28 protein-coding genes are annotated in these 26525 nt (G+C 74.0%); 16 read left to right on the forward strand and 12 right to left on the reverse strand.

Going from position 1 to position 26525, the window contains the following annotated elements; translation table 11 throughout:
* Positions 1-7: 7 nt before the first annotated feature.
* The 7 genes from HNP84_RS16320 to HNP84_RS16350 form a co-directional block, all read right to left on the reverse strand.
* A complete protein-coding gene (locus tag HNP84_RS16320; protein ID WP_312924983.1) occupies positions 8-1015 on the reverse strand; it encodes a cytochrome d ubiquinol oxidase subunit II in 1008 nt (335 codons plus the stop codon).
* Positions 1012-2391, reverse strand: coding sequence for a cytochrome ubiquinol oxidase subunit I (locus HNP84_RS16325; RefSeq protein ID WP_185050750.1), 1380 nt, complete (start codon positions 2389-2391; stop codon positions 1012-1014). The genes HNP84_RS16320 and HNP84_RS16325 overlap by 4 nt, the downstream gene beginning before the upstream one ends.
* A 613-nt stretch (positions 2392-3004) precedes the next feature.
* Positions 3005-3235: an MbtH family protein gene (locus HNP84_RS16330; protein WP_185050560.1), complete on the reverse strand. Its 231-nt coding sequence runs from the start codon at positions 3233-3235 to the stop codon at positions 3005-3007.
* A gap of 106 nt (positions 3236-3341) precedes the next feature.
* The gene (locus tag HNP84_RS16335) at positions 3342-5171 is read right to left on the reverse strand and encodes a glycoside hydrolase family 15 protein (protein WP_185050561.1); all 1830 of its coding nucleotides are present in this window, start codon (positions 5169-5171) and stop codon (positions 3342-3344) included.
* An 82-nt stretch (positions 5172-5253) separates the two neighbouring features.
* The gene (locus HNP84_RS16340; protein ID WP_185050562.1) at positions 5254-6018 is read right to left on the reverse strand and encodes an SDR family NAD(P)-dependent oxidoreductase; all 765 of its coding nucleotides are present in this window, start codon (positions 6016-6018) and stop codon (positions 5254-5256) included.
* Complete coding sequence (locus HNP84_RS16345) at positions 6015-7658, reverse strand: amidohydrolase (protein WP_185050563.1); 1644 nt, start codon at positions 7656-7658, stop codon at positions 6015-6017. Before HNP84_RS16345 ends, HNP84_RS16340 begins: the two co-directional genes overlap by 4 nt.
* Positions 7655-8074 (reverse strand): RidA family protein, encoded by a 420-nt coding sequence (locus tag HNP84_RS16350; protein ID WP_185050564.1) that lies wholly within the window; start codon positions 8072-8074, stop codon positions 7655-7657. The genes HNP84_RS16345 and HNP84_RS16350 overlap by 4 nt, the downstream gene beginning before the upstream one ends.
* A 157-nt stretch (positions 8075-8231) precedes the next feature.
* On the opposite strand from HNP84_RS16350, the gene HNP84_RS16355 reads away from it, so the two are divergent.
* Positions 8232-9080, forward strand: coding sequence for an alpha/beta fold hydrolase (locus tag HNP84_RS16355; RefSeq protein WP_185050565.1), 849 nt, complete (start codon positions 8232-8234; stop codon positions 9078-9080).
* A gap of 88 nt (positions 9081-9168) precedes the next feature.
* Complete coding sequence (locus HNP84_RS16360) at positions 9169-9957, forward strand: IclR family transcriptional regulator (RefSeq protein WP_185050566.1); 789 nt, start codon at positions 9169-9171, stop codon at positions 9955-9957.
* A 7-nt stretch (positions 9958-9964) separates the two neighbouring features.
* Here HNP84_RS16360 and HNP84_RS16365 read toward each other — a convergent pair whose 3' ends face one another.
* The 4 genes from HNP84_RS16365 to HNP84_RS16380 are packed head-to-tail and all read right to left on the reverse strand — an operon-like array spanning position 9965 to position 14665.
* Entirely contained in the window at positions 9965-11506 is a 1542-nt protein-coding gene (locus HNP84_RS16365) for an AMP-binding protein (RefSeq protein ID WP_185050567.1), read from the reverse strand.
* A gap of 5 nt (positions 11507-11511) precedes the next feature.
* Complete coding sequence (locus HNP84_RS16370) at positions 11512-12033, reverse strand: 3-hydroxyanthranilate 3,4-dioxygenase (RefSeq protein WP_185050568.1); 522 nt, start codon at positions 12031-12033, stop codon at positions 11512-11514.
* Between the two features lie 17 nt (positions 12034-12050).
* Positions 12051-12938, reverse strand: a complete 888-nt coding sequence (locus tag HNP84_RS16375) for an alpha/beta fold hydrolase (RefSeq protein ID WP_185050569.1) — start codon at positions 12936-12938, stop codon at positions 12051-12053.
* The gene (locus HNP84_RS16380; RefSeq protein WP_221336322.1) at positions 12935-14665 is read right to left on the reverse strand and encodes an MFS transporter; all 1731 of its coding nucleotides are present in this window, start codon (positions 14663-14665) and stop codon (positions 12935-12937) included. The genes HNP84_RS16375 and HNP84_RS16380 overlap by 4 nt, the downstream gene beginning before the upstream one ends.
* Positions 14666-14901: 236 nt before the next feature.
* On the opposite strand from HNP84_RS16380, the gene HNP84_RS16385 reads away from it, so the two are divergent.
* The 10 genes from HNP84_RS16385 to HNP84_RS16430 all read left to right on the forward strand — a co-directional run bounded on the left by HNP84_RS16385 (position 14902) and on the right by HNP84_RS16430 (position 23947).
* The gene (locus HNP84_RS16385; RefSeq protein WP_185050570.1) at positions 14902-16104 is read left to right on the forward strand and encodes a CaiB/BaiF CoA transferase family protein; all 1203 of its coding nucleotides are present in this window, start codon (positions 14902-14904) and stop codon (positions 16102-16104) included.
* On the forward strand, positions 16101-17075 hold the full coding sequence (locus HNP84_RS16390; protein ID WP_185050571.1) for an NADPH:quinone oxidoreductase family protein: 975 nt from the start codon (positions 16101-16103) through the stop codon (positions 17073-17075). The genes HNP84_RS16385 and HNP84_RS16390 overlap by 4 nt, the downstream gene beginning before the upstream one ends.
* Positions 17072-18118 (forward strand): amidohydrolase family protein, encoded by a 1047-nt coding sequence (locus HNP84_RS16395; RefSeq protein WP_185050572.1) that lies wholly within the window; start codon positions 17072-17074, stop codon positions 18116-18118. The genes HNP84_RS16390 and HNP84_RS16395 overlap by 4 nt, the downstream gene beginning before the upstream one ends.
* Positions 18115-18951 carry an alpha/beta fold hydrolase gene (locus HNP84_RS16400; RefSeq protein WP_281396138.1) on the forward strand — a complete coding sequence of 279 codons (837 nt, stop codon included), beginning with the start codon at positions 18115-18117 and terminating at the stop codon, positions 18949-18951. Before HNP84_RS16395 ends, HNP84_RS16400 begins: the two co-directional genes overlap by 4 nt.
* 43 nt (positions 18952-18994) lie before the next feature.
* Entirely contained in the window at positions 18995-19144 is a 150-nt protein-coding gene (locus HNP84_RS16405; RefSeq protein ID WP_185050573.1) for a hypothetical protein, read from the forward strand.
* A 149-nt stretch (positions 19145-19293) separates the two neighbouring features.
* Entirely contained in the window at positions 19294-20463 is a 1170-nt protein-coding gene (locus tag HNP84_RS16410) for an esterase-like activity of phytase family protein (protein ID WP_185050574.1), read from the forward strand.
* A 121-nt stretch (positions 20464-20584) separates the two neighbouring features.
* Complete coding sequence (locus tag HNP84_RS16415) at positions 20585-21502, forward strand: ABC transporter ATP-binding protein (RefSeq protein ID WP_185050575.1); 918 nt, start codon at positions 20585-20587, stop codon at positions 21500-21502.
* Entirely contained in the window at positions 21499-22224 is a 726-nt protein-coding gene (locus HNP84_RS16420) for an ABC transporter permease (RefSeq protein WP_185050576.1), read from the forward strand. Before HNP84_RS16415 ends, HNP84_RS16420 begins: the two co-directional genes overlap by 4 nt.
* Positions 22225-22229: 5 nt before the next feature.
* Complete coding sequence (locus tag HNP84_RS16425) at positions 22230-23345, forward strand: sensor histidine kinase (RefSeq protein WP_185050577.1); 1116 nt, start codon at positions 22230-22232, stop codon at positions 23343-23345.
* Positions 23342-23947, forward strand: coding sequence for a response regulator transcription factor (locus HNP84_RS16430; RefSeq protein WP_185050578.1), 606 nt, complete (start codon positions 23342-23344; stop codon positions 23945-23947). The genes HNP84_RS16425 and HNP84_RS16430 overlap by 4 nt, the downstream gene beginning before the upstream one ends.
* A 12-nt stretch (positions 23948-23959) precedes the next feature.
* Here HNP84_RS16430 and HNP84_RS16435 read toward each other — a convergent pair whose 3' ends face one another.
* Positions 23960-25120, reverse strand: a complete 1161-nt coding sequence (locus HNP84_RS16435; protein ID WP_185050579.1) for a cytochrome P450 — start codon at positions 25118-25120, stop codon at positions 23960-23962.
* A 513-nt stretch (positions 25121-25633) separates the two neighbouring features.
* On the opposite strand from HNP84_RS16435, the gene HNP84_RS16440 reads away from it, so the two are divergent.
* Genes HNP84_RS16440 through HNP84_RS16455 form a run of 4 tightly spaced genes read left to right on the forward strand, consistent with a single transcriptional unit; the run spans position 25634 to position 26476 of the window.
* On the forward strand, positions 25634-25816 hold the full coding sequence (locus tag HNP84_RS16440; RefSeq protein ID WP_185050580.1) for a hypothetical protein: 183 nt from the start codon (positions 25634-25636) through the stop codon (positions 25814-25816).
* 45 nt (positions 25817-25861) lie between these two features.
* Positions 25862-26050, forward strand: a complete 189-nt coding sequence (locus tag HNP84_RS16445; RefSeq protein ID WP_185050581.1) for a hypothetical protein — start codon at positions 25862-25864, stop codon at positions 26048-26050.
* A 49-nt stretch (positions 26051-26099) separates the two neighbouring features.
* Positions 26100-26279 carry a thiomuracin/GE37468 family thiazolyl RiPP peptide gene (locus HNP84_RS16450; protein ID WP_185050582.1) on the forward strand — a complete coding sequence of 60 codons (180 nt, stop codon included), beginning with the start codon at positions 26100-26102 and terminating at the stop codon, positions 26277-26279.
* 14 nt (positions 26280-26293) lie between these two features.
* Positions 26294-26476, forward strand: coding sequence for a hypothetical protein (locus tag HNP84_RS16455; protein WP_185050583.1), 183 nt, complete (start codon positions 26294-26296; stop codon positions 26474-26476).
* The last annotated feature ends 49 nt before the right edge of the window (positions 26477-26525 follow it).

Consider the following 26525-nt stretch of genomic DNA (forward strand, 5'->3'; position numbering starts at 1 on the left):
CCGGGCCTCAGTGCGGAGTGCGGTCGCGCTGGAAGGTGGCGTACAGCCACCACAGCGACGGCAGCAGCAGGACCGCGCCCACCGCCAGCGCGCCCAGGGTGGCCGCCAGCACGCTGCCGGTGGCGGCCGCCTCGCGCACCGTCACGCCGGGGAGCAGCTCCGGGTACTGCCCCACGCCCCACCCCCACAGCAGGCCGGTGACGGCCAGCGCCGCGGTGACCCGCACGGCGAGGTAGGCCCGCCGCCACAGCAGCACCAGCGACGCCAGCCCGGCTCCGACGGACAGCACCAGCAGCGGCAGCGCCCGCCCCGCGGTGAGCTCGGCGAACAGCACCGGCGCGTCGGCGCGCAGCACCAGCAGCCCGGCGGCCGACAGCACGCCCACCACCAGGCCGCAGGCCAGGGCGCGGGCCCGGAAGTAGCCGGCCAGGCCGTCCTCGCCGGCGCGCTGGGCGTCGCGGGTGAGGTACACCGCGGCGAGGTAGGCGGCGGTCCCGACCGCGAGCGCCCCGGCCAGCAGGGAGGTCGGGTTGACCCAGCTCGTGACCAGCTCGCCCCGGGCGATGCCCGGCGGGACCCGGCGCGAGGCGAGCGCGCCTGCCACGGTGCCCAGGAAGAACGGGGTGGCGACCGAGGAGAAGGCGAAGGCCGCGCCGAACAGCCGCCGCTGCCACAGCTCCGTGGACGCCTTGCGGAAGGCGAAGGCCGAGCCGCGGGCGATGATGCCCAGCGCCGCCAGGGTGAGCGGGATGTACAGGGTGGAGGCGACCGCCGCGAACACCGAGGGGATGCCGGTCCACATCACGACCACCACGAAGATCAGCCAGACGTGGTTGGCCTCCCACACCGGTCCGATGGAGTGCTCGATGAGGTCGCGGGCGCGATGGCCCGTCCGGGCGCCGCCCGCCAGCAGGTCCCACACGCCGCCGCCGAAGTCGGCGCCGCCGAACAGGACGTACGCGGTCAGGCCCAGCCACATGACCGCGAGCGTGATCTCCGGCAGCGGCACGGTCACACGACCTCGTAGCCGGACACGTCACGCTCCTGCGGCGCGATCGGGACGGGTTTGTCGCGCACCATGCGGCGCAGGACGTACACGGTCGCGACGGTCAGCACGACGTACACCAGGGTGACCAGCGCGAACCCGTACACCAGGCCGGGCGCGGGGTTGACCGCCTCTGCGGTGCGCATGCGGCCGTAGACGATCCACGGCTGGCGCCCCACCTCGGTGACGACCCAGCCGGCCTCCATCGCCAGCACCGCGGCGACCCCCGAGACGGCCGTGGCGCGCAGGAACCACGACGAACGCGTCGGGTCGCGCCGCCGTCGCCGGCTCACCGCCGCCCACGCGGACAGGGCCAGCAGCGCGAGACCCAGGCCCACCATGATCTGGAACGCCCAGTGCACGGGGTTGATCGGCGGCCGGTCGGCGGGCGGGACCTCCGACAGCCCGGTGATCTCCGCGTTCGGGTCCCAGTGGGCCAGCAGCGACAGCCCGTAGGGGATCTCAAGCGCGTAGCGCAGCTCCCCGTCCACCACGACCCCGCCCAGGTGCAGCGGCACGCCGCGGCGCGTCTCCAGCACCGCCTCCATGGCGGCGAGCTTGACCGGCTGGTTGTCGGCCACGAAGTGGGCCGCCCAGTCGCCCACGCCGACCTGCACCGGCGTGACGATCGCCGCGACCGTGAACGGCAGCAGCAGGCCCAGGCGGTGGTAGCGGCCCCGCGACCCGCGCAGCATGGCGACGGCGTATACGCTCGCCATGCCGAACCCGGCCACCATGAAGGCGGCCAGGATCATGTGCACGGTCTGCGGCGGGGTCGCCGGGTTGAACATCGCCGCCCACGGGGCGACCTCGGTGATCCGGCCCCCGTCCAGCCGGAACCCCGTGGGCTGCTGCATCCAGGCGTTGGCGGCGACGACGAAGAAGGCGCTGACCACCCCCGCCACCACGATCGGGACGCCCGCCAGCAGGTGCGCCCGCGGCGAGAGCCGGTCCCAGGCGTACAGGTAGATGCCCAGGAAGATCGCCTCGATGAAGAACGCGATGCCCTCCATCGCGAACGGCAGGCCGATCACCTCGCCGTAGGTGCCCATCAGCCCCGGCCACAGCAGCCCCATCTCGAAGGACAGGATCGTGCCGGAGACCGCGCCCACGGCGAACAGCACCCCCATCGTCCTGGCCCAGCGCCGGGCGAGCAGCCGGTAGTGGACGTCCCCGGTGCGCAGCCCGCGCCACTCGGCGAGCAGCGTGATCGCCGGCATGCCGACGCCGAAGCAGGCCAGCACGATGTGCCAGCCCAGCGACAACGCCATCTGCGCCCGCGCGGCGACCAGATCGGCGTCCGTCGCGGCGCCCTGCGCCACGGCGGTCAGCACCCCAAGGACCATCCCCACCCCCACGACTCCGCCCACGCGCCATGCCCGTCCCAGACCTCCCCCCTGCGGCCACTCCCGCCCCCCAAGAGACGGAAGATCCTCCTCGATCCGGGTCGCGATCTACCCGGCGGGTCGGGTAAGGCTCCCAACGGAGCCGGGAAGGACAACGGGTCATGGTGCCCGTGCTGCGGACCCGGCCGGTCCCACACCGGCCCGGACGGCCCGGACGGCGGCCCGCACTGGCCCGGACGGCCGGGACGGCCGGGACCGGGCGGCGCGGGCACGCGGCGCCGCGCTGCCTCGGTGCCCTGCCTCAGTGCGCTGCCCGCGCAGGTCGCGCACCGTGCCAGCACGCGCCGCCGGTGCAGCGCGGCCCAGGTCCCCGGGCCGCTCCGCATCCCGGCCTGCTCGACCACCAGCCTGTGGGGCAGGCGCACCAGGCCCTCCCGGTGGCACTCCGGCCCGCCGCCCGTACGCTCCGAGCGGCGCGCTCCCGATCCCACAGCTCGGCACCCGCCCGCGCCACCCCCGCCCGGCGCAGCACCTCGCCCAGTGCCTCCCGCTCGCGGCCCCTGCGATCACACTCTCCGCGGCACCTACCCCCCAGTCCCGCGCCGGCCCGCACTCACGGCCGCGATGCCCGCGCCATCGTCTCGCGCAGGCTCTTGGGCCGCATGTCGGTCCAGTTCCGCTCGACGTACTCCAGGCACTCCCGCCGCCCGGCCCCGCCCTCCCCGAACGCGACCCGCCACCCTTGCGGCACCTCCTTGAACGCCGGCCACAAGGAGTACTGCTCCTCGTCGTTCACCAGCACGTAGAAGGCACCGTCCTCGTCATCGAACGGGTTGGTGGACACCCCGACCTCCTCGCATACGCCCATTTCCGGATAGATCGGAGTCTACTTAGGGTAGGCTAACCATACTAGAGGGGGTCGGTGTCGAAGATCGCGGCTTGTGGGGTGGTCAGCCGAGGGCGCGGTCGAGGTTGAAGGCGGCGCTGATCAGGCTCAGGTGGGTGAACGCCTGGGGGAAGTTGCCCTGCTGGTCGCCGCTTCGGCTGATCTCCTCGGCGTACAGGCCCAGGTGGTTGGCGTAGGTGAGCATCTTCTCGAAGGCCAGGCGGGCCTCCTCGACGCGGCCGGCGCGGACCAGGGCCTCGACGTACCAGAAGGAGCAGATCGAGAAGGTGCCCTCCTGGCCGCGCAGGCCGTCGGGGCTGGCCTCGGGGTCGTAGCGGTAGACCAGGGAGTCGGACACCAGGCCCTCGGTGAGGGCGTCCAGGGTGGACAGCCACTTCGGATCGGTGGGGGAGATGAACTTCACCAGCGGCATCATCAGGACCGCCGCGTCCAGGACGTCGTCGTCCTCGTGCTGCACGAACGCCTGCCGCTTGGAGGACCAGCAGCGCTGCATGATCCGCCGGTAGATCGCGTCGCGGGAGCGGCGCCAGCGGGGGAGGTCGGCGGGCAGGCCGCGGCGGTGGGCGGTGCGCATGGCGCGCTCGATCGCCACCCAGCACATGAGCCGGGAGTACAGGAAGCTCTTGCGGCCGCCCCGGGTCTCCCAGATGCCCTCGTCGGGCTGGTCCCAGTGCTCGCAGACCCAGTCGACCAGGCCGCAGACCTCGTCCCACTCCTCGCTGGAGATGGGCTGGCCCCACTTGTCGTAGAGGTAGATCGAGTCGATGAGGGCGCCGTAGATGTCGAGCTGGAGCTGGTCGGAGGCGGCGTTGCCGATTCTGACCGGCGCGGAGCCCTCGTAGCCCTCAAGGTGGGGCAGTTCGCGCTCGGGCAGCTCGGTGCGGCCGTCGATGCCGTACATGATCTGGAGCGGCGCGGAGGGGGCGTCGGCGCCGAGGGTAACGCGCTTGGTGAGGAAGTCCATGAACGCCGCGGCCTCGCCGGTGAAGCCCAGCCGCAGCAGCGCGTAGACGCAGAAGGCGGCGTCGCGGACCCACAGGTAGCGGTAGTCCCAGTTGCGCTCGCCGCCGAGCTGCTCGGGCAGGCTCGTGGTCGGGGCGGCGACCATCGCCCCGGTCGGGGCGTACGTGAGCAGCTTGAGGGTCAGCGCGGAGCGGTGCACCATCTCACGCCACCGGCCCCGGTAGCGGGACGCCGACAGCCACCGCCGCCAGTACGCCACCGTGGCGGTGAACTCCTCCTCCGCCTCGGCGTGCGGGCAGCCGCGCGGCGGGACCTCGCCGCCGACCCGGTCCAGGGCGAAGACCTCCGACTCGCCCTCGGTCAGGGTGAACTCCGTCCGCACGTCCTGGCCGTCGCACTTCACCGGCACGGTCGAGGTCAGCGCGAGCGAGAGGTCGGCGGACTCGAACAGCGCCACGCCGTCGCGCATCCGCACGGTGTGCGGCGTCGCCCCGTACCCGAAGCGGGGGGCCACCCGCGCCCGGAAGGGGAGCGAGCCGCGCACGCACAGGATGCGGCGGATCAGCCGGTGCCGGTCGGCCTCGCCGGCCTCGCCGGTCACCGGCATGAAGTCCTGGATCTCGCCGACGCCGTCGTCGGTGTAGAACCGGGTGATCAGCACGTTGGTGTCGGGGAAGTAGAACTGCTTGGTCTTGGCCGGGGTGCCGGCGGCCAGCTCGAACGCACCGCCGCGCCCGGCGTCCAGGATCGCGGCGAAGACGCTGGGCGAGTCGAAGGACGGGCAGCAGTACCAGTCGATGGTGCCGTTCGAGCCCACCAGGGCAATGGTGCGCAGATCGCCGATCATGCCGTGATCGGCGATCGGCACGTACCCGTTGGTCCCGGCGGTGTGATCGAATGCCTCGGCCATGGCGGCGGCCTTCCTGCCTCGTTCGGCACACGTGCTCGCCTCCAGGGTAGACATCCCCTGACCAGGGGGTTCGCCGGCGGGGTCACTCGCGGAAGCGGGTCGTGCTCCAGCCGCCGCACACGGGGAGCGTCACGCCGGTGATGAAGGAGGCGTCGTCGGAGGCCAGGAAGAGGAAGGCGGAGGCGATGTCGCCGGGGGTGCCGACGCGGGGCAGCGGGCGGGCGCGGGTGACGGTCTCGTCGAAGACGTGGTCGCGGATCCTCGCCTCGGTGGCCGGGGTGCGCACCAGGCCGGGGGCGACCGCGTTCACCCTGATGCCGCGCCTGCCATAGTCGGCGGCGAGCTGGCGGGTCAGCCCGCTCACCGCGGCCTTGGCCGCGCTGTACGGCGCGCTGCCGCGCATCCCGGTCAGCGCCACCGCCGAGGAGGTGTTGACGATGGCGCCGCCGCGTTCGCCGAACGCCGCCACGGCCTCGCGGCACATGCGGAACGTCACGCCCAGGTTGAGGTCCACGTACCGGTCGTAGTCGTCGTCGGAGGTGGCGTCGATGGACCGGTCGCCGGCCACGCCGGCGATGTTGGCCAGCGCGCCGGGCGGGCCGAAGACGCGGGAGCACTCGGCGAACACCTCCGCCGCCGACCCTCGGCCGGCCAGGTCGGCCGCGTACGGCGTGAGGGTGAGCCCGTCCCGCCCGGCCTCCTCGGCGAGCGTGGCGAGCCCCGCCTCGTCGCGGTCCACGCCGAGCACGCGGGCGCCCTCGCGGGCGAACAGCAGGGCGGTGGCGCGGCCGATGCCGGAGGCGGCGCCCGTGACGACGGCGGTCTTGCCGCCGAGCCGCCCGCTCACCGCGCCACCGGCGCGAGCGCGCCGAGGCGGTCGTGCACGACCTCGCCGCCGACGACGGTGAGGTCGGCGTGGAGCCCGCGCACGTCCGCGGTCTCCAGGATGTCCCCGGACAGGACCACGAGGTCGGCGAGCCTGCCCGGCTCCAGCGAGCCCCGGACGTCCTCCTCGAAGGTGTACCGCGCGGCGGCGGTGGTGTAGAGCCGGATGGCGTCCTGCATCGATACGGCCTCCTCCACGCCGTGCCGCTCGCCGTGGACGTCGCGGCGGGTGGTCATGACGTGAATGTTGATCATGGGGTCGAGCGGGTTGACGGGGAAGTCGGTTCCGGCGCAGACTCCGCCGATCCCCATCTCGGCGATCATGGTGCGCAGCGGCACGGCGCGCGCCGTCCTGGCCGCGCCGAGGTTGGCCCGGATGGCCCGCGCCTTGTCCCACAGGAACACGCTCTGCGCGGCGGCCAGGACGCCGAGCGCGCGGGCCCGGCGCATCTGGTCGGGCCGGATCAGGCTGGCATGCACCAGCACGAAGCGCCGCCCGGCGATGTCGTGTTCGGCGTGCGCGGCCTCGTAGGCGTCCAGCACGGTGTCGATGGCCGCGTCGCCGACGGCGTGCACGCCCACCCGCCAGCCGTGCGCTGCGGCGGTCTTGACCAGCGCGGTCAGCCGTTCCGGTTCGGCCGCCGGCAGGCCCAGGCCGCCGCCCTCGTACGGCTCCGTCACCGCCGCCGTGCGCAGCGTCATGCCGCCGTCGGCCTGCAGCTTGATCCCGGCCTCGCGCAGCCAGGGATCGCGCTCGTCCGGGGCCGGGTTCTGCGCGAACCAGGCCGCCCAGCCGGCCAGATCCGTCGTCGGGTTCAGCTCGCCGGTGGGGGTCACCATGACGGCGACCCGGGCGGTCATGCGGCCCTCGTCGCGCAGGCGGCGCAGCACGGCCAGGTCCTCGGGGGTGGTCGCCCCGGCCACGACGCCGGTGAGGCCCAGCTCGTTGAGCCGGCGCATGGCGCGGACGAACTGGGCGGCCCGCCGCTCGGGCGGCCAGGGCGGGATCACGTCGGTGACCAGGCGCTGCGCGCCCGCCTCCAGCACGCCGGTCGGCTCCCCGGTGACGGGGTCGCGCTCGATGGTCCCGCCCGGAGGATCGGGGGTGTCCCGGCCGATCCCGGCCAGCCGGAGCGCGGTGCTGTTGACCACGCAACTGTGCCCGATCGGCAGGTGCACGGGGTGGGCGGTGGTGGCGGAGTCCAGCTCGGCGGCGGTCGGCCTGCGGCCTTCGGCGAGCTGGGACACCGGGTGCCAGACCTGCCCGCGGATCCACTCGCCGGGTGGCGTGCGCCCGGCCGCCGCGCGGACGCGCCCGGCCGCCTCGGCGATCGTGCGCGCCCCGGCGAAGGAGACGGTGTCCTCGGCGATCCCGGCGTCCTCGAAGTGGCAGTGGGTGTCGATCAGGCCGGGGAGTACCGAGCGGCCGTCCAGGGCGATCCGGCGGGTGGCGGGCCCGGCCAGGCGCTCGATCTCGGCGTCGCCGCCGGCCGCGAGCACCCGCCCGCCGCGCACGGCGACGGCCCGCGCCACCGTGAACGCGGCGTCGAGCACCAGGACGCGCCCGCCCGTCAGGATCAGGTCGGCGGGGCCACCGTTCACGCCGGTCGCCCCGTGAGCGCCGCCACGCACTCGATCTCGACCAGCACGCCCTCCCTCGGCGGCGCGGCGTTCACGGTGGTCCTGGCCGGGAAGGTCGGGCAGTCGGAGAAGAACTCGCGGTAGTGCCGGTTGAACTCCGGGAAGTCGGCGATGTCGCGCAGGTAGCAGTTGCACTTGATGATGGAGTCCTTGGAGCCGCCGGCCGCCTCGACGACCGCCACCAGGTTGGCCAGGGTCTGCCGCACCTGCTCGGCGAAGCCGGCCGAGACGATGGTGTGGGTGACCGGGTCCAGCGGGCCGGTGCCCGAGCAGTAGATGACGTCCCCGTGCACCACCGCCTGCGACAGCGGGGCGGCGGTTCCGGCGGAAAAGCCCACGAGCGGCGCCGAGGCCGTCTCGACCGCGCGATTCGACATGTGTTCTCCCGTCCAGCGAGCGTTTGCAGGTGTGCCAGCGACGGTAGCCAGCCGGCGCGACGGCGCCCAAGGACGATCTTCCGGTGAACGGAACCCCCGGCTTTGGCCGGCGCGCGGGCGGGCGACAGCATGGAGGCCGCGGAACGAAGGAGGAAGCATGGCGGCCGATTTCCTGCTGGTGCACGGCGCCTGGCACGGCAGCGCGCACTGGGCGAAGGTGAGCGCGGAGCTGGCCGCGCTCGGGCATCGCCCGCTGGCGCTGGACCTGCCCGGCCACGGCCTGTCGGCGCGGTTCCCCACGTCGTACTTCGCGCCCGGCCAGGAGGGGTTCGCGGCGGAGCCGTCGCCGGTCAAGGACGTCACGCTGGACGTGGCCGCGGGTGCGGTCGTCGCGGCCCTGCGGGCGCTGCGGTCCCGGCCCTCGCCCGGCCCGGTGGCGCTGGTGGCGCACAGCATCGGCGGCGCGGTCGCGACCAGGGCGGCGGAGCTGGCCCCGGACCTGGTCGACCACATCGTGTACGTCGCGGCGTTCGTGCCGACGCGGGCCCGCGCCGCGGCGGCGTACCTGGCGCTGCCGGAGAACGGGACGGCGCTGGGCTCGGGGCTGTACCTGGGCGATCCGGCCGTCACCGGCGCGGTGCGGATCAACCCGCGCTCCTGCGACCCCGCGTACCTGGCCGAGCTGCGCGCGGCGTACTTCACCGGGGCGGCCGAGGAGGTCTTCCTGGCCTGCGCGGCGGCGCTGACGCCGGACCAGCCGCTGGGCTTCCTGACCGGGGAGCCGGGGGCCACCGCCGCGCGCTGGGGCGCGATCCCGCGCACGTACGTCCGCTGCGCGCTGGACCGCGCGCTGCCGCCCGCGCTGCAGGACGTGATGATCCGCGACGCCGACGCGCTCGCCCCCGCCACCCCGTTCCGCACGCTCACCCTGGACACGGGCCACGCGCCCTTCGCCACGATGCCGGCCGAGCTGGCGCGGGCGCTGTCGGACGCGGTGCCGGAGTGACCGCCGTTGACGGCGGAGCCGCGGAGCTGCGATCGTGGCATTCATCAATTAAACGGACATAAGTCCCATATGTCGATCGGTGTTGGCAATGGGTAATGAAAGTCCCGACAAGACGCCGGGCCGGTCGGTCACCGGCAAGGCCCTGTCGATCCTGGGCGCCTTCACCCCCGCGCGGCCCGAGCTCCGGCTGGTGGAGATCAGCCGGATCACCGGGCTGCCGGAGCCCACGGCGCACCGGCTGGCCGGGGAGCTGGTGGCCTGGGGCGCGCTGGAGCGGCTGCGCGACGGCACCTACCGCATCGGACTGCGGCTGTGGGAGGTCGGCTCCCTCTCGCCGCGCTCCCGCACCCTGCGTGAGATCGCCCGCCCGTTCATGCAGGACCTGTACGAGGTGACCCGGGAGAACGTGCACCTGGCCGTGCTGCGCGACTCGCAGGTGCTCTACGTCGAGAAGTACTTCGGCCCCCGCTCGATCCGGGTGCCCACCCACATCGGCGAGCGGCTGCCGCTGCACTCCACCGGGGCGGGCAAGGTGCTGCTCGCCTTCTCCCCGCCCGCGTTGCAGGACCGGGTGCTGCACGGCGCCCTGCGGCGGTTCACCCCGGCCACGATCGTCATGCCCGGCACGCTGAGCCGCGCGCTGGTCAACGTCCGGCGTACCGGCATGGCGACGTGCGTGGAGGAGCTGACCATGGGCGCGCTGTCGGTCGCCGCCCCCATCTACGACGCCAACCGCACGGTCGTCGCGGCCCTGTCGCTGGTCATGCGGTCCTCCGGCGGCCATCCCGACCGCATGGGCCCCGCCGTGCGCACCGCCGCGCAGGGCATCTCCCGCGAGCTGGCCCGCTGCCCGGTCCCGCTCGGCGGCACAGCCTGAAAGCGGGTCAGCGCACCGCGACCGTACGGACGTCGCTGGCCAGCTCCCGCAGGGCGCGGCGGTCCACGCGGCCGATCCACGCCAGCGGGATGTCCGGGACCAGGCCCACCCGGTCCACCGGGAGGGCCGCGTCCGCCACGATCTCCCGGAGCCGGGCCGCGGTGAGGCCGCCGCCCGCGCGCGCCAGCGCCACCACGCCCGCGCCCGGCAGGGCGAGCACCCCGGCCCGGCCGACCTCGCGATGGGCGGCGAGCGCCCGCTCGACCTCGGCCGGGTGCACGGTCTCGCCGCCCCGCACCAGGGCGTCCTCGACCCGGCCGATCAGGTGCAGGCGGCCCCGCCCGTCGAAGCGGCACACGTCGCCGGTGTGGTGCCAGCCGTCACGGGACGCCCGCGCCGTGCCCTCCGGGTCGCCCAGGTAGCCGCTCATCACCGCGGGCCCGCGCACGCACAGCTCGCCGCTCGCGCCCGGCGGGCACGGCGTGCCGTCGGGCGCGAGCAGGACGGCACGCATTCCCGCGTACGGCACGCCGACCAGGGTCTCGTCCCCGGCCTCCGGCAGGGCGGCGTGCTCGTCGGGCGAGAGCACGGCCAGCGCCTTGGGGCACTCGGTCTGCCCGTAGACCTGGGCGAGCACCGGCCCGAACAGGCCGAGCGCGGCGCGCAGGACCGGGCCCGGCAGCGCCGCGCCGCTGTAGGCGAGCAGTTCCAGGCCCGGCCAGTCCACCGCCGCGGCCCGCGGATCGGCCACCAGCGCGGCCAGCGAGGGCGGCATGAGGTACGCCAGCGTCGGCCGGTGCCTGCGCGCCGCCTCGACGAACGCGCCCGCCTCGAACCCGTCGCCGCCCTCGGGCAGGATCACGGTGCCCCCGCGCGCCAGGGCCGGGACCACCATGGTGCCGAAGCCGCCGCCGAGGGGTTCGGCCAGCAGCAGGCGGGCGCGGGCCGGCCAGCCGCCCTCGGCCAGGTTGAGCACGCCGGCCGCGGCCAGCGCCCTGCCGGACAGCAGGACGTGCTTGCGCGGGCCGGTCGTGCCGCTGGTGAGCGCGACGCGGACGGGGTCGTCCGGCCCGGCCCGGCACTCCAGCGGCGCGGGCCGCGCCGCCTCGCCCCAGAAGTGCCGCCACCCGGGCGCGGGGTCGTGGCAGAACCACGTCCGCGCCGGAGGGCGGGCCGGGGGCGCCCGGCGCTCCGGCTCGTCGAGCAGGACGAGCCGGGCGCCGAGCGTGCCGGCCAGCTCCGCGAGGGCGCCGGGGTCGCAGGGGACGGGGGCGGCGGCGGAGCGCAGGCCCGCCAGGTAGCAGGCGGCCTGGACGTACCACTGCTCCGGCCGGTTGCCGGCCGCCTGGAGCACGACGTCCCCGGGCCGCAGCCCCAGCTCGTCGAAGAGCCCGATCGCGCGCCCGATCGCCGCCGCGGCCTCGGCGTACGTCGCCAGGCGGTCTCCCCGCGCGAACGCGATTCGCTCCGGGTGGCGGCGCAGCGACCGGACGATGATGTCGCCGACGCCGCCGAATCCCGTCTCCGCGCTCCCCTTCGTACCCGTCACATCCGTCACCGGTCGGGCATGACGTCGCCGCACTCCTTGCAGGTGCGCGCGTCCAGGTCGTCGAAGAAGCGCCGGTACGCCTTGCCCACCGGGTCGGTCCGGTAGTCGTCGATGTGCGTCGCCTCCTCGTGCAGGAACGCGCCGCAGGAGCGGCAGAACCACTGGAAGCGGTCCAGCTCGCCGGGACGGCGCAGCCGCTCGATCACCATCACGAAGGCGTCGGGCGGGAACCTGGGGGAGTGCGGGATGCCGCTGCGCGTGTAGATCGAGGAGCCCTGCGGGATGACCGCGATGTCCTCGGTTCCGTCGGGGTTGCGGTAGTGCAGGTTCATCGCGCCGCGGATCATCAGCATGACCTCGTCGCTGGGGTTGATGTGGAACTCGCTGCGGTACTCCCTGCCGCGCGCGACGAAGGCCAGCGACTCGCCCTCCTGCCACAGCACCCGTACGCGCCCGCCGCTGTCGGCCAGCTCGGCGGCGATGCCGTCCAGATCGACGATCGGCATCTGGATCTTCGATACGTCCATGGTCCCCTCCTGTGGTGCTATGAGCAGTTTGTCGGAGCCGAGATCGGGGGCAGGAAGCCGGCCAGGATCTCCACCAGCTCCTCCGGCCGTTCCTCGGGCAGGTAGTGGCCGCAGTCCTCGACCAGGCGCGCCTCCACCCGCTCGGCGGCGGCGCGCACGGTGTCCAGCCAGCCCAGGCCGACGCCCTGCCGGGCGCCGACGACCAGCACCGGCATCGCGAGCCTGCCCGCCGCGCTCCACGCCCGGTTGTCCTCGATGTCCTGGGGCAGGGCGCGGTAGTGCGCGAAGCTCCCGCGCAGGCCGCCGGGCGCGGCCAGCGCCTCGGCGTACGCGTCCAGGTCGTCCGGGCCGATCGCCTCCGGGCGCACCAGCCCGATGGAGTCGCGCAGGAACAGGAAGCGCAGGTACGCCCGCTCCCGCCCGGCGACCAGCGCCTCCGGCAGGTCCGGCACCATGTTGAACCCGAAGTGCCAGGACCCGCCCAGCAGCGGGTTGGCCGCGTCGAGCGAGCCGCCGAGGCCGGGCACGCCCGCCTCCACGAAGACCAGGGCGGCCACCTCCCCGGGCCACTGGGCCGCCAGCGCGTACGCCACCTGCCCGCCGAGGTCGTGCCCGACGACGTGGTAGCGCTCGTGCCCCAGCCCGCGCATCAGCTCGCGCAGGTGACCGGCCACCGTGCGCTTGTCGTAGCCCGAGGCCGGCTTGGAGCTGTCGCCGAAGCCGGGCAGGTCGGGTACGACGACGGTGTGCCGGGCGGCCAGGGCGGGCAGCACCCGCCGCCAGGCGCGGGAGGTCTGCGGCCAGCCGTGCAGCAGCAGGACCGGGTCGCCCGTGCCGGCCAGCGTGCAGCTCAGCGTCACCTCGCCTGCCTTGATCCGCCGCCGCCCGGCGGCGATGCCGCTCATCCGACCGCCGTTCCGCGGCGCCGGGCGAGGCGGCGCGCCGGGCGGGCGGCCGTGTCCACGGCGTCCAGGTCGATCCCCCTGGTCTCGGGCAGGGCCAGCAGGCAGATCACGGCCCCGATCACGATCATGATCGTCGGGTACCAGAGCCCGGCGAAGATGTTGCCCGCCTCGGCGTTGATCGCGACCATCACCGCCGGCGCGACGCCGCCGAACCAGCCGGTGCCGACCTGGAAGGGCAGCGACATGGCGGTGTAGCGGATTCGGGTCGGGAACAGCTCCACCATGGCCGAGGCCGCCGGCCCCTGCGTCATCTGGGCGTAGGAGACCAGCGCGAGCAGCAGCAGGAACAGCAGCACCACCCGGCCGTCCAGCAGGTCACCCGGCCCGTCGATCCGCACGGTGCCCGAGCCCTCGGCCGGGTATCCGGCCCGCGTGAGCGCGTCGCCCAGCTCGGCCTCCAGGCCGGGCCCGGCCGTCAGCGTACGGCCGTCCACGACGACCGTGACCGGAGCGTCCGGACGCCCGGCCACGTTCTCGTACGCCGCCGACCACCGCGCCAGCAGTTGCTTGGCCCGGTCGCAGTCGCTGGTGAAGGAGGCGGTGCCGGCGGGGTTGAACTGGAAGGAGCAGTCGGCGGGGTCGGCCACGAGCTGGATGCGCACCCTGTCCTGCGCCTCGGCGAGCGCCGGGTTCGCCAGCGCCGCGACCCCGTGGAAGATGGGGAAGTACGTCGCGACCGCCAGCGCGAATCCGGCCAGCATGACCGGCTTGCGGCCCACCTTGTCCGACAGCCAGGAGAAGAACCCGCACAGCAGGAACGCGCACAGCATCAGCCCGAGGAACAGCGTGTTGGCGGTGAGCGTGTCCACCTTCAGCGTCGAGGTGAGCAGGGTGAGGGTGTAGAAGGTCGAGACGTAGCCGACGAACGACTGCGCGGCCACCATCGCCAGCGCGATGAGCACGACCCGCAGGTTGCGGCGGCGGGTGAACGACTCGCGGATCGGGGCCCGCGACTGCGCGCCCTCGGCCTTCATCCGCAGGAACAGCGGGCTCTCCCGCAGCTTCAGCCGGATCCACACCGAGATCGCCAGCGGCACGACCGAGATCAGGAACGGCAGCCGCCAGCCCCACGCGTCGAACGCCTCCGGCCCGGTGATGAACTGCACCGAGAGCAGCACGCCGAGCGAGAGGAAGATGCTCAGCGCGACCGTCGCCGGGAGCCAGCCGACGAAGGCGCCGCGCCTGGCCGGCGGCGCGTGCTCGGCGACGTACGTCACCGCGCCGCCGAACTCGCCGCTGATCGCGAGCCCCTGGAGCACACGGCAGGTCAGCAGCAGCACCGGTGCCGCCCACCCGATCTCGGCCGAGGTGGGCAGCAGGCCGACGGCGAGCGTGGACAGCCCCATGATGATCAGGGTGATCATGAAGATCGCCTTGCGGCCGACCAGGTCGCCGAACCTGGCCCACACCAGGGCGCCCAGCGGGCGCACCACGAAGCCGATGCCGAAGGTGAGCAGGGCGAACACGGTCTGGGCCGCGGGCGGGTAGCCGCCGAAGAACTTGCTGCCGATGACCGGGATCAGCGAGCCGTACAGGAAGAAGTCGTACCACTCGAAGGCGGTGCCGACGGACGACGCGGCGATGACCCGGAACTCCTCCCGGCTCATGCCGCGCCTGGCGGGGCCGGTGGTGTCAGGGGGCTGCGAAGGGGTTGGGGGATGCACCATGACCAGTCGCTCCTTCATGGCGTCGTACCGAGCGGATGCGAGATGTTCACCCCCCGCTCGCCGCCCCGGCAACAGGGATCTTCCGGCAGATGGAACCGGCCGCCGACCCGGCGCGGTCTTTCACTGGCCGGAACCGCGGCCTTGCCCGCCGCCGCCCTGCCGACCAGCATCGGTCCCCGGCTCCAGGCCCCGCCGGAATCGGGCGTCCTGGCAGGCCGACGGGATTGGAGAACGGCATGCTCGACGGGCTCAAAGTCCTCAGTTTCTCGCATTTCGTGCAGGGGCCGTCCGCCGCCCAGCACCTCGCCGACCTGGGCGCGGACGTGATCAAGGTGGAGCCGCCCGGCGGCGCGTGGGAGCGGCGCACGGGCAGCGGCGGGATACGCGTCGGCGGGATCAGCGCCACGTTCCTGGCCGTCAACCGCAACAAGCGCGCCATCGCGGTCGATCTGAAGCACCCGCGGGCCAAGGAGGCGCTGGTGCCGCTGATCCGCCGCGCGGACGTGGTGCTGGAGAACTACCGGCGCGGCGCCCTGGACCGGCTCGGCCTGGGCTACGACGCGGTCCGGGCGATCAAGCCGGACATCATCTACGCCTCCGCGACCGGGTGGGGCGCGAGCGGCCCCATGGCCGACCGGCCGGGCGTGGACCTGCTGGTGCAGGCCAGGTCGGGGCTGATCTCGGTCACCGGGGACGTCCGCGCGGCGCCCACCGCCGCCGGCACGCCGATCGTGGACCACCACGGCGCGGCGCTGCTCGCGCTCGGCGTGCTCGCCGCGTACGCGCGCAAGCTGCGCACCGGGCGCGGCGGGCGCGTCGAGTCCAGCCTGCTCGCCGCCGCGCTGGACCTCCAGGCCGAGTCGCTCACCCTGTACCACGCCGCCGGGCGCGGCCCGGACGGCGTGCGGCGCGACGGCCGGCTCGCGGCCTGGTTCATCGACGCCCCCTACGGCGTGTACGCGCTCGCCGACGGGCACGCGGTGATCGCGCTGAGCGGCGACATGGACGGCTTCGCGGAGGCGATCGGCTCACCGGAGCTGGCCGCTCTCGGCCCCCAGGCCCGGCTGCGCGACCGCGACGCCTTCACCCGCGCCCTCGCCGCCGCCCTCGCCACCTGGACGTACCAGCGGCTTGAGGCCGCGCTCGTCCCGCGCGGCTTCTGGTGCGAGCGGGTGGCCGACTACGACGACGTGGCGCGCGACCCGCAGGTGGCCGCCTGCGGCCTGCTCGCCGAGGCCGAGGTCGCGGGCCGTACGGTGACGCTGGTGCGCCACCCCGTGCGCTACGACGGCGAGTCCCCGGCCATCAGGCGGATGCCGCCCGCGCTCGGCGAGCACACGCGGGAGGTCCTGGCCGAGGCCGGGCTCGCCCCCGCGCTCATCGACGACCTGATCGGCGCCGGGACCCTCGCCGCCCCGGCCGAGGGGAGCGCCGCGTGAAGGCCGTCCTGTGCACCGAGTACGGCGGGCCGGAGACGCTGGAGCTCGCCGACCTCGCCCCGCCCGAGCCCGGCCCCGGCGAGGCCGTCGTGGACGTGTCCTACATCGGGCTGAACTTCCACGAGACCCTGCTCATCGCCGGACGGCACGTCGTGCGGCCCCGCCCGCCGTTCTCCCCCGGCAGCGAGTACGCCGGCACCGTCACCGCCGTCGGCCCCGGCGTGACCCGCGTCAAGCCGGGCGACCGGGTGGCGGGCAACGACGAGTACGGCGCCGCCAGGGAACGCATCGCGGTGCCCGCGGACCGGCTCACCGTGCTGCCCCCCGGCGTGAGCGAGCGGACCGCCGCCGCCCTGCTCGTCGGCTCGGCGACCGCGCTGCACGCCCTGCGCCAGCGGGCCGCGCTCGCACCCGGCGAGACCCTGGCCGTGCTCGGCGCGTCGGGCGGGACCGGCCTGGCCGCGACCGAGATCGGCGGGCTGCTCGGCGCCCGTGTGATCGCCTGCGCGTCCTCGCCCGAGCGGACCGCCTTCCTGCGCGCCCGCGGCGCGGACGAGACCGTCGACTACACCGCCCGCGACCTGAAGACCGAGCTCAAGCGGCTCACCGGCGGGCAGGGTGTGGACGTCGTGTTCGATCCCGTCGGCGGCCCGTACACCGAGCCCGCCCTGCGCGCGCTCGGCTGGCGCGGCCGGCACCTCGTGGTCGGCTTCGCCGCCGGGGACATCCCCCGGCTCCCGTTGAACCTGCCCCTGGTCAAAGGCTGCGCCGTGCTCGGGGTCTTCTTCGGCGAGTTCACCCGCCGGGAGCCCGGGGCGCACGCCGCCAACCTGGAGCAGATCTTCCAGTGGGCCGCCGACGGCCGCCTCGAACCCCACGTGCACGCCGAGCTGCCCCTCGACGCCTGCGCCGAAGGGCTCGGCATCCTCGCCCGCCGCGAGGCGAGGGGAAAGGTCCTGCTCCGGCTGTGACAGCGCCCCTCGTCGTGGACGTGCACGCCCACGCCATGCCCATGCCCCTGCTGCGCCGCCTGGCCGCCCGCGGCCTGGCCGACCTGTCCGGCGTCTCCCGGGGCGTCGTCGTGCTGGACCCCGCCGTCAGCGGCGTCGGTCCCGACACGCCCCTGCCGCTGGACGCCGCCCAGTACGACCCGGCGTCCCGCCTGTCCGCCATGGACGCCGCGGGCGTGGACGTCCGGGTGGTGTCCCTGCCCCCGTTCCTGCTCTGCTCCACCGCCGGCGACCCCCGACTGGCCCGGGACGTGATCGGGCACGGCAACGACGAGCTGGCGGCGTACGCGGCGCGGGCCCCCGGTCGGCTGCTCGCCCTGGGCTCGGTCCCGCTCGGCCTGCCCGGCGCCGCCGAGGAGGCCCGCCGCTGCCTGGACCGGCTCGGCATGGCCGGGCTCGCGCTCGGCACCCGAGGCGCCGGACGCGAGCTGGACGACCCGGTCAACGACGAGCTGTGGGCCCTGCTCGCCGAGCGGCGCGCCTTCGCGTTCCTGCACCCCAGCGGGGTGCCCGACCCGCACCGGCAGCGCGACTACTGGCTGCCCCAGCTCGTCGGCTACCCGATGGAGACCGCGCTCGCCGTGGCGCGCCTGGTGTTCGGCGGCGTGCTGGAGCGCTTCGCCCCGCGCATCTGCCTGGCGCACGGCGGCGGGTGCCTGCCGTCGCTGCGCGGCAGGCTGGACCTGGGCTGGTCCCGCAAGCCCGTCGCCCGCACCACCGTGCTCCCGCCCGGCGAGCTGATCGGCCGCCTCTACTACGACACGGCCGTGTTCTCCGCCACGGCCCTGCGCCGGCTGGTCGCCGACGTGGGCGCCGGGCACGTGCTCCTCGGCACCGACGACCCCTTCGAGCTGGCCGACCGCGACCCGCTCGGCACCGTGGCCGCGCTCGCCCTCGGCCCCGGCGACGCCGCCGCGATCCTGGGCGGCACCGCCGCGGCACTGCTGGCCATCGACACCCCTATCCCCGGCAACCGGACCCTCGACAAGGAGACACGCCCATGACCACGCCACCCATGACCCGCAACCCGGAGATCGGCGAGACCGTCACGGCGGCCGGCGTACGCACCAACTACCTCGCCGCGGGTTCGGGGGAGGAGACCGTCGTCCTGGTGCACGGCTCGGGGCCGGGCGTCAGCGCGTACGCGAACTGGCGCCTGGTCGTCCCGGAGCTGGCCGGCCGCTTCCGGGTGCTCGCCCCCGACATGGCCGGCTTCGGCCACTCCGAGCGTCCCGGGCCCGCCGCCTACGGACTGGAGGCGTGGTCGGCCCAGCTCGTCGGGCTGCTCGACGCGCTCGGCGTCGCCCGCGCCCACATCGTGGGCAACAGCTTCGGGGGCGCCATCGCGCTGCACGTCGCCGCGCACCACCCGGAGCGCGTGGGCAAGCTGGTCCTCATGGGCAGCATGGGCGTGCCCTTCCCGATCACCGAGGGCCTGGAGCGGGTCTGGGGCTACACCCCGTCGGTGGCGAACATGCGGGCGGTGCTCGACGTCTTCGCGTACTCGCCCGGCCTGGTCGGCGACGACCTGGCCCGCGTACGCCACGAGGCCAGCGTCCGGCCGGGCGTGCAGGAGGCGTTCGCGTCGATGTTCCCCGCCCCCAGGCAGCGCTGGGTCGAGGCGATGACCACCCCCGACGACCTCCTGCGCGCCCTGCCGCACCGGGTGCTGCTCGTCCACGGCCGCGAGGACCGGGTGATCCCGCTGGAGACCTCGCTGCGCCTGGCCACCCTGATCGAGCGCGCGGACCTGCTGGTGTTCTCGCACTGCGGCCACTGGTCCATGATCGAGCGCAACGCCGACTTCACCCGCGCCGTGCGCGACTTCCTGTCCTGAAACCGGCCGTTGCCTCCCTTCGCCGGGCTGTTTCCCTGAGGGCATGAGGACGAGGCGCGGGGCCCTGCTCAGGCTGCTCGTGGTGGCGCTGGTGGTGGCCGTCGCGCTGAGCGCGGGCGCGGTGTGGCTCGTCGATCTCGTGCGTGACGCGATCACGGCCCGTATTCCGATGGCGGGCGACCCGATGCCGTGAAAAGAGCCGGGCAATGCGTACCGCCTATTCCGGAATATCGTCATAACGTGTACGGCGCACGCCATTTTTGCGCGGCGCCTCGTGGACTTTCCCATCGGCTTGGTGTCTCATGTAGCCGCTGATTTCGGCAGGCTCACGAGGAGGCATACATGGCCGATTTCCGGAAAATAGCGGCATTCGTCGTCGCGGTCACGGCCCCGCTCGGCGCGGCTCCGGTCGCGAGCGCGAACGCGCAGGCGGCGGAGGGGCGCGAGACGGGAGAGGTGCGCATCACCCGGTTCCTCGGCGAACAGCGCCTTCCGCACAAACCAGAAATCCGGGGAACGGTCATGGGCGGTTTCTCGGGTTTCGACCGTGACCCGGTCACCGGCACCTGGTATTTCATCTCCGACGACAGATGGAGGTACAACCCGGCGCGCTTCTATACCGGTCAACTGGACATCGACCGGGTGAGCGGGGCGTTCCGCGGAGTCCGCGTCACCGGCGTCACCACCTTCAAACAGGCCGACGGCCGGCCGTACCCCGCCTACGGCAGGCCGGGCTCGGCCGATCCCGAGACGATCCGCTTCGACCCGCGCACCGGGCGGCTGTTGTGGGCGCACGAGGGCGACCGCCCCGACGCCGCCCACCGCGACATCCCGCTCTCGCAGCTCTTCGTGCGGTGGACCGACCGCAGGGGCCGGCACCTCGGCGGGCTGCCGATCCCGCGCAACCTGATCATGACCGAGACCGAGCGCGGCCCGCGGCGCAACTACGGCTTCGAGGGGCTGACGCTCGCCCCGAACTCCATCGCCGCCGTGGCCGAGGGGCCGCGCTACGAGGACGGCCGGCCGCCGAGCGTGTACCGGGGCGCGCCGGCCCGCATCACCGTCTGGGACCGCGGCGGCCGGCTGCGCGCCCAGTACGCCTACCCGCTCGACCGGCTGCCCGCCGAGCCCAGCCCCGAGACCGGCGGGGCCGACAGCGGCGTGTCGGAGATCCTGGCGCTGGACGACCACCGCTACCTCGCGCTGGAACGGTCCTGGGTCGAGGGCTCCGGCTACTTCACCAAGCTCTACGAGATCGACCTGCGCGGCGCGACCAACGTCCTGGCCCGCAACAGCCTGGCCGACGGCCGTCCGTACCGTCCGGTGCGCAAGCGCCTGGTCCTGGACCTGACCCGCTTCGGCCACCCGGCGCAGAACCTGGAGGGCCTGGCCTGGGGCCCGCGCCTGGCGTCCGGCGAGTGCACGCTGGTGACCGGCTCCGACGACAACTTCGACTCCCGCGAGGTCACCCAGTTCCTCGCCTTCGCCACCCGCGCGTGCCCGCGCCCGTAGCCGCGCCGTCCTGAGCGTACGCCGTTTCCGCAGATCAGAGACCGGGGCATGACATCTGTCATGCCCCGATCCGTCGGTTCGGCACTTGAGGGGGCCGGACCGCGCGCCGCACGCTTTGACCATGACCCTTACGACGGCGCCCGCGATCGAACTGCGCGGGTTGCGCAAGAGTTTCGGCCAGGTACGCGCCGTGGACGGCATCGACCTGACGGTCGGCGGCGGCGAGGTCGTGGCGCTGCTCGGCCCCAACGGCGCGGGCAAGACGACCACCCTCGACATGCTGCTCGGCCTCCAGCCGCCCGACTCCGGCGAGATCAAGGTGCTCGGCGGCAGCGTCCAGGACGCGATCCGCCGCGGCAAGATCGGCGCGGTGCTGCAGGAGGGCGAGCTGCTGCCGGGCACGACCGTGCGCGAGCTGATCGCGACGATGTCGGCGCTCCAGCCCGACCCGATGCCGCTGGACGAGGTGATCGAGCACGCCGAGCTGGGCGGGCTGCTCCAGCGCAAGACCGACAAGCTGTCCGGCGGCGAGACGCAGCGGGTCAGGTTCGCCCTGGCCCTGGTGGGCGACCCCGAGCTGCTGGTGATGGACGAGCCGACCGCGGCGATGGACGTCACCGCCCGGCGCTCGTTCTGGGCCGCGATCCGCAACCTCGCCGCAGCCGGTCGTACGATCTTGTTCAGCACCCACTATCTGGAGGAGGCCGACACGATCGCCGACCGGATCGTGCTCCTCGCGGCCGGGCGGGTGGCCGCCGACGGGCCCACGACCGAGATCCGCGCGGTCGCCGCGGCCCGGGTCGTACGCTTCACGCTGCCCGGCGCCGACCGCGACGAGCTGATGCTGCTGCCCGGCGCCGACGGGGTCGAGGTGCACGGCGCGGCCGTGACCATCAGGTCGGCCGACAGTGACACCCTGCTGCGCGCGATGCTGGAGCGCTACCGCGACGCCCGCGACGTCGAGGTGGCGACCGCGCCCCTGGCCGACGCCGTGTTCGCGCTCACCGAGCGCCGGGAGCGGGACGAGGTGGCCGCGTGATCGCCTACCTGCGCCTGGAGGTGCTGCGCTCGCTGCGCAGCGGCGGCTACCTCGCCTACACCATCGCCTTCCCCGCCACGTTCTACCTGCTGTTCACCTTGATCATGCAGGCTGGGCCGATGGCGAACGGCACCCAGTACGAGGCGTACTTCATGGTGTCCATGGCCCTGTACGGCACGATCGGCGCCGGGCTCACCTCGGTGGGCTCCCGCATCGCGCTGGAGCGGACCAAGGGCTGGACCCGCCAGCTCGCGCTCAGCCCGCTGCGGCCCCGCGCGTACGTCGGGGTCAAGGTGGCCACCGGCGCGATGCTGTCGGTGCCGGTGATCGGGCTGATCATGCTGGCCGGCTGGCTCGTCAACGACGTGTCGCTGCCCTGGTACACCTGGCTGGCCCTGGTGCCCGCGCTGGTCGTGGGCGGGCTGCCGTTCGCCGCGCTGGGCATCGCCATCGGCTACACCTTCCGCGACGAGGTCGCCCAGATGGTCTCGCTGGCGGTGTACTTCGTCTTCTCCATGGCGGGCGGGCTGTGGATGCCGGCCATGGTGTTCCCCGACTGGCTGGAGTCGATCTCCCACGTGCTGCCGACGTACCAGGCGGGCGAGCTGTCCTGGCGGCTGCTCGCCGGGGACCAGCCGGTCAGCGCGGGCACCGCGATCCTGGCCGCCTGGACGGCCGCGTTCGTGGCGCTGGCCGTCTGGCGCTACCGGCGGACGGCCTGACGACCATGGACACCACACGCCAGGTACAGGTCCTGAGCTGCGGCTTCGTCGGATTCCTCGGCTTTCCGGCGGCCGAGCTGGCCGGGCTCGGCCTGTCCTGGCCGGGCGTGACGGCGGCGGTGGCGGGCCTGGTGGCGTTCGGCGCGCTGTTCGCCTGGGTCATGTGGCACAACGTGCCGCGCCCGCACACCGCCGCCACGCCGTATGCCCTGGCCGCCATGGTGGTCACGGCGGTGGCGCTGCAGTTCCTGCTGGGCACCGCCTGGCTGGTCACGGCGTCGTTCTACCTGGCCACCCTGCTGATCCTGGTGCTGCCGCGGCGCCACTGGCCACTGGCTCTGGCCGGCTTCTGGGCCGGGCACGTCGCACTGGGCGTGCTGGTGCTGGAGGAGTCGCCCGGGGTCGCGGCGCTGCGCGGCGTGGCCATCCTGGTGTACGGGGGCGCGCTCGGCGCCGCGTACTGGCTGATGGAGATGGCCGCCGAGCTGCGGGCCGCGCGGGCGGAGCTGGCCCGCGCGGCGATCTCGGCCGAGCGGCTGCGCATCGCCCGCGACCTGCACGACGTGCTCGGCCAGCGGCTCACCGAGGTCGTGCTGAAGGCCGAGCTGTCGGCCCGGCTGGCGGCCGCCTCCCCGGAGCGGGCCGCGGACGAGATGCGCGAGGTGAGCAGGAGCGCGCGGGAGATACTGGGCGAGGTGCGCGCGACCGTCTCCGGCTACCGCGAGGCGTCCCTGGGCAGCGAGATCGCCACCGCCCGCGAGACCGCCAGGGCCGCGGGCATCGAGCTGACCGTGAACCTGCCCGGCTCACCGCCCCCGCCCGAGGTGGACCGGGCGGCGGCGTGGGTGGTCCGCGAGGGGGTGACCAACGTGCTGCGCCACAGCATGGCCCGATCCTGCACGATCAGCGTCGGCGAGGAGGCCGCCCTCGGGTGCGCGCGGGCGTACGTGGTGACGGTCGCCGACGACGGCCCCGCGCACGGGTCCCGGCCCCGCGCCGAACCCGGCACCGGGCTGACCGGCCTGTCGGAGCGGCTGGCCGCGCTCGGCGGCGATCTGTCCGTCTCCGCGGAGGAGGAGTCGTTCATGCTGCGCGCGCGCATCCCGGAGCGGGCCGCGTGATCCGGGTGCTGCTGGCCGAGGACCAGCACCTCGTACGCGGTGCGCTGTCGGCGCTGCTGTCGCTGGAGGAGGACATCACCGTCGTGGCCGGGGTGGCCGACGGCGCGGCGGCGGTCGCCGCGGCGGCCGAGCACCGGCCGGACGTGGTGCTGCTGGACATCGAGATGCCGGTGATGGACGGCATCACGGCGACCGCGCGCATCCTGTCGGAGGTGCCGACGGCCAGGGTGCTGATCCTGACGACCTTCGGACGGCCCGGCTACCTGCGGCGCGCGATGGACGCCGGCGCCTCCGGGTTCGTGGTGAAGGACACCGAGCCCGAGCGGCTGGCCGACGCGGTGCGCAAGGTGCGCGCGGGCCAGGTCGTGGTGGACCCCGACCTGGCGGTGGCCTCGCTGGAACGCGGCCAGGACCCGCTCACCGAGCGGGAGCGGCAGATCCTGCGCGCCGCCGAGCACGGCGACACCGTGGCCGACCTGGCCAAGCGGCTGTGCCTGTCGGAGGGCACCGTGCGCAACCACCTGTCCAGCGCGATCGGCAAGACCGGGGCGCGCAACCGGGCCGAGGCGGCGCGCACGGCGCGGGAGAACGGCTGGCTGTAGGCCGGGCGCCGCTCAACAGGCGTGCCTCTCGTCCGGCGCCTCGTCCGGAAGCCTGTCCCGCAGCAGGCGCACCCGCAGCCTGGGCCGCCCGCACCCCGTGCACCCGTCCAGGGGCCCGGCCGGGCTGAGCGCCGGATACCTCGTGAACAGCGTGATCAGGGCGATGGACAGCGTCAGGCGCACCACCGAGGCGGCCGGGCACGCGTGGGCGCCGTGCCCGAAGGCGAGGTGGCGGGCCAGCACGCGGGTCAGGTCGAAGATGCCGGGGTCCTTGCCGCCCAGGACCGGCGCGTCGCGGCCGGCCGAGGAGAGCGCGATCGTGACGGCCTCGCCCCGGCACACCCGGACGCCGCCGAGGACCAGGTCCTCGGCCGCGAAGCGGACGGGCGCCAGCTCCGCAGGCAGGGCGTACCGCAGGACCTCCTCCACCGCGCCCGGCAGCAGCTCCGGCCGCCGGAACAGCCGGGCGACCTGATCGGGGTGGCGCAGCAGCGCCGCCACGGCGTCGGTCAGCACACCGGCGAGGTACAGGTGACCGGCCGCCGAGATGGACAGGGCCACATCGAGCAGCTCCTCCTCGCCGACGCGCTCGCCCGCCTCGCCCGCCTCGCCCGTCTCGCTCACCTCGGCCGCCAGCAGGCCCGACAGCAGGTCGTCGCCCGGACGGCGGCGCTTGTCGGCGATCAGATCGGCGAGCTGGTCCCGCAGCCTCGCCAACGCCTCCGGACTGCCCGAGGGCACGCCGAACGCCTGGAACGACCAGCGGCGGTAGTCGGCCCGCCGCTCCTGCGGCACGCCCAGCAGCTCGCACAGTGACAGGACGGGCAGCGGCGCGGTGTAACCCAGGACGAGGTCCACCTCGCGCAGCCCGCGCATGGCGTCCAGCAGCTCCACCGCGATCCGGCGCACCCGCGGGGCCAGCCACTGGCCCCGCTGGGGCGTCATGACGCCCGCGACGAGGTCGCGCAGCCGGGAGTGCCGTGACGGGGTCTCGGGGGAGCCGGGCGGCGCCGGCACCAGCCCGGGATGGGCCAGGGCCTCGCGCGCCAGGTCGTAGCCCACCACCAGCCAGCCGGCGGGGCCGGGGCCCGGCCCGGCGCGGTGGATCGGCCCGGCCTCGCGCAGGGCCGCATAACGGTCGCGAGGGGGCGCGGTGAGCGGCCCTTCACGCATGACCGGAAGTTCCGGAGGGGCTGACGCCTGCTCGGCATAGTGCACGTGCCATCTCCTGCCACAGGAGGGGGAGCTCATCGTGGTCAAGTGGAACAAGGTCCGAATCGACATCCGGTGGACGATCGTGTCAACAAGCATGGTCCGCCCGAGGCCCGCGTCAAGTGAAGCGGCGATGACCGGGAGCCGATCGTTCCATGTCGTTCTCCTCACAGTCGGCGAATCGCGCATTGTGAGGTTGTGGCAACCCCTGAGTCAGCCAATGTTGGCGATATTGTCACATTCAAGCAGTGATCTTGCCTGCCCGATCATCTTCAATCGGGCGTGCCGGAAATCGGCGGGCGGCTTCGCGAGAAGGCGAAGCCGGACGCGGCGGCCCCGCGACGGGGCGGCCACGTTCACCGGTGCCGCCGTCCGGCGGGCACCCGGCGCCGGCCGCTCATGGTCGCGCCCGCACGTACCCACTCTCCGGCCTGCCCTGCCGGTTCGTTCGTGTGTCCGGAAAGGGGGTGAACCATGTCCAAGAACCTGGCGCTGGATCTGGCCGACATCGACGTCGAGCAGATCGCCCCGTACGGCGCTCCCGGCGAGGCGTCGCTCGAATCGCTGATGAGCGGTCACGGAATGCCGGAAATGGCGGCTTCGATCCTGCCGGTCGGCTGCTGCAGCTGCTGCCTTCCGTGCTGCTGCTGTTGCTGACGCGCGTCACCGCCGTCGCGTTCTCCGGGCACGAAAGGAGGTCTCATGACACCCGGACGCACGCTCGCGCTCGACCTGGACGGCGTCGATGTCCAGCCTCTGGCGATCGTCCCCGCCGAGGGCGCCGCGTCGCTGGAGTCGCTGCTCGGCGCGAACGCCATGACCGAGGTCGCGGCGTCCTGCTCGCCCACCTGCAGCTGCTGCGTCGCCTGTTGCTGCTGCTGCTGCGGCTGACCGAGTTCATCACCGATTCCCCTAGTCAATCCCGAGAAAGGAACGACCCATGTCCCAGTCGTTCAAGCTGGACCTCGACGACTTCGACGTCGAGCCGCTCCACGCCGGCGACAGCCCGGCGGGCATCAGCCTGGAGTCGCTGACCCGCGGGCACGGCATGAGCGAGGTCGCGGCCTCGGTCGTCGGCGCCTGCCCGATCCTGCTCTGCAGCTGCTGCTGCTGCTGCTAGGAAGCGCGCCCATCATGGCCACCAATCTCCTGCTCGACCTGCGCGGGATCGACACCGAGCCGGTGACCCCGGCCGAGTACGGCTCCAGCCCTTCGCTGGAGTCGCTCATGGGCGGCATGGCGATGGCCGAGACCGCCGCGTCGTGCAGCGCCTGCAGCTGCTGCGTCGTGTGCTGTTGCTGCTGCTGCAGCGGCTGAGCGGCAGGCCCGCCCGCCCCTGCGATCGCCCCTGCGAGAAAGGGAAAGG

Source organism: Thermocatellispora tengchongensis, from assembly GCF_014202315.1.
Classification (GTDB): Bacteria; Actinomycetota; Actinomycetes; order Streptosporangiales; family Streptosporangiaceae; genus Thermocatellispora; species Thermocatellispora tengchongensis.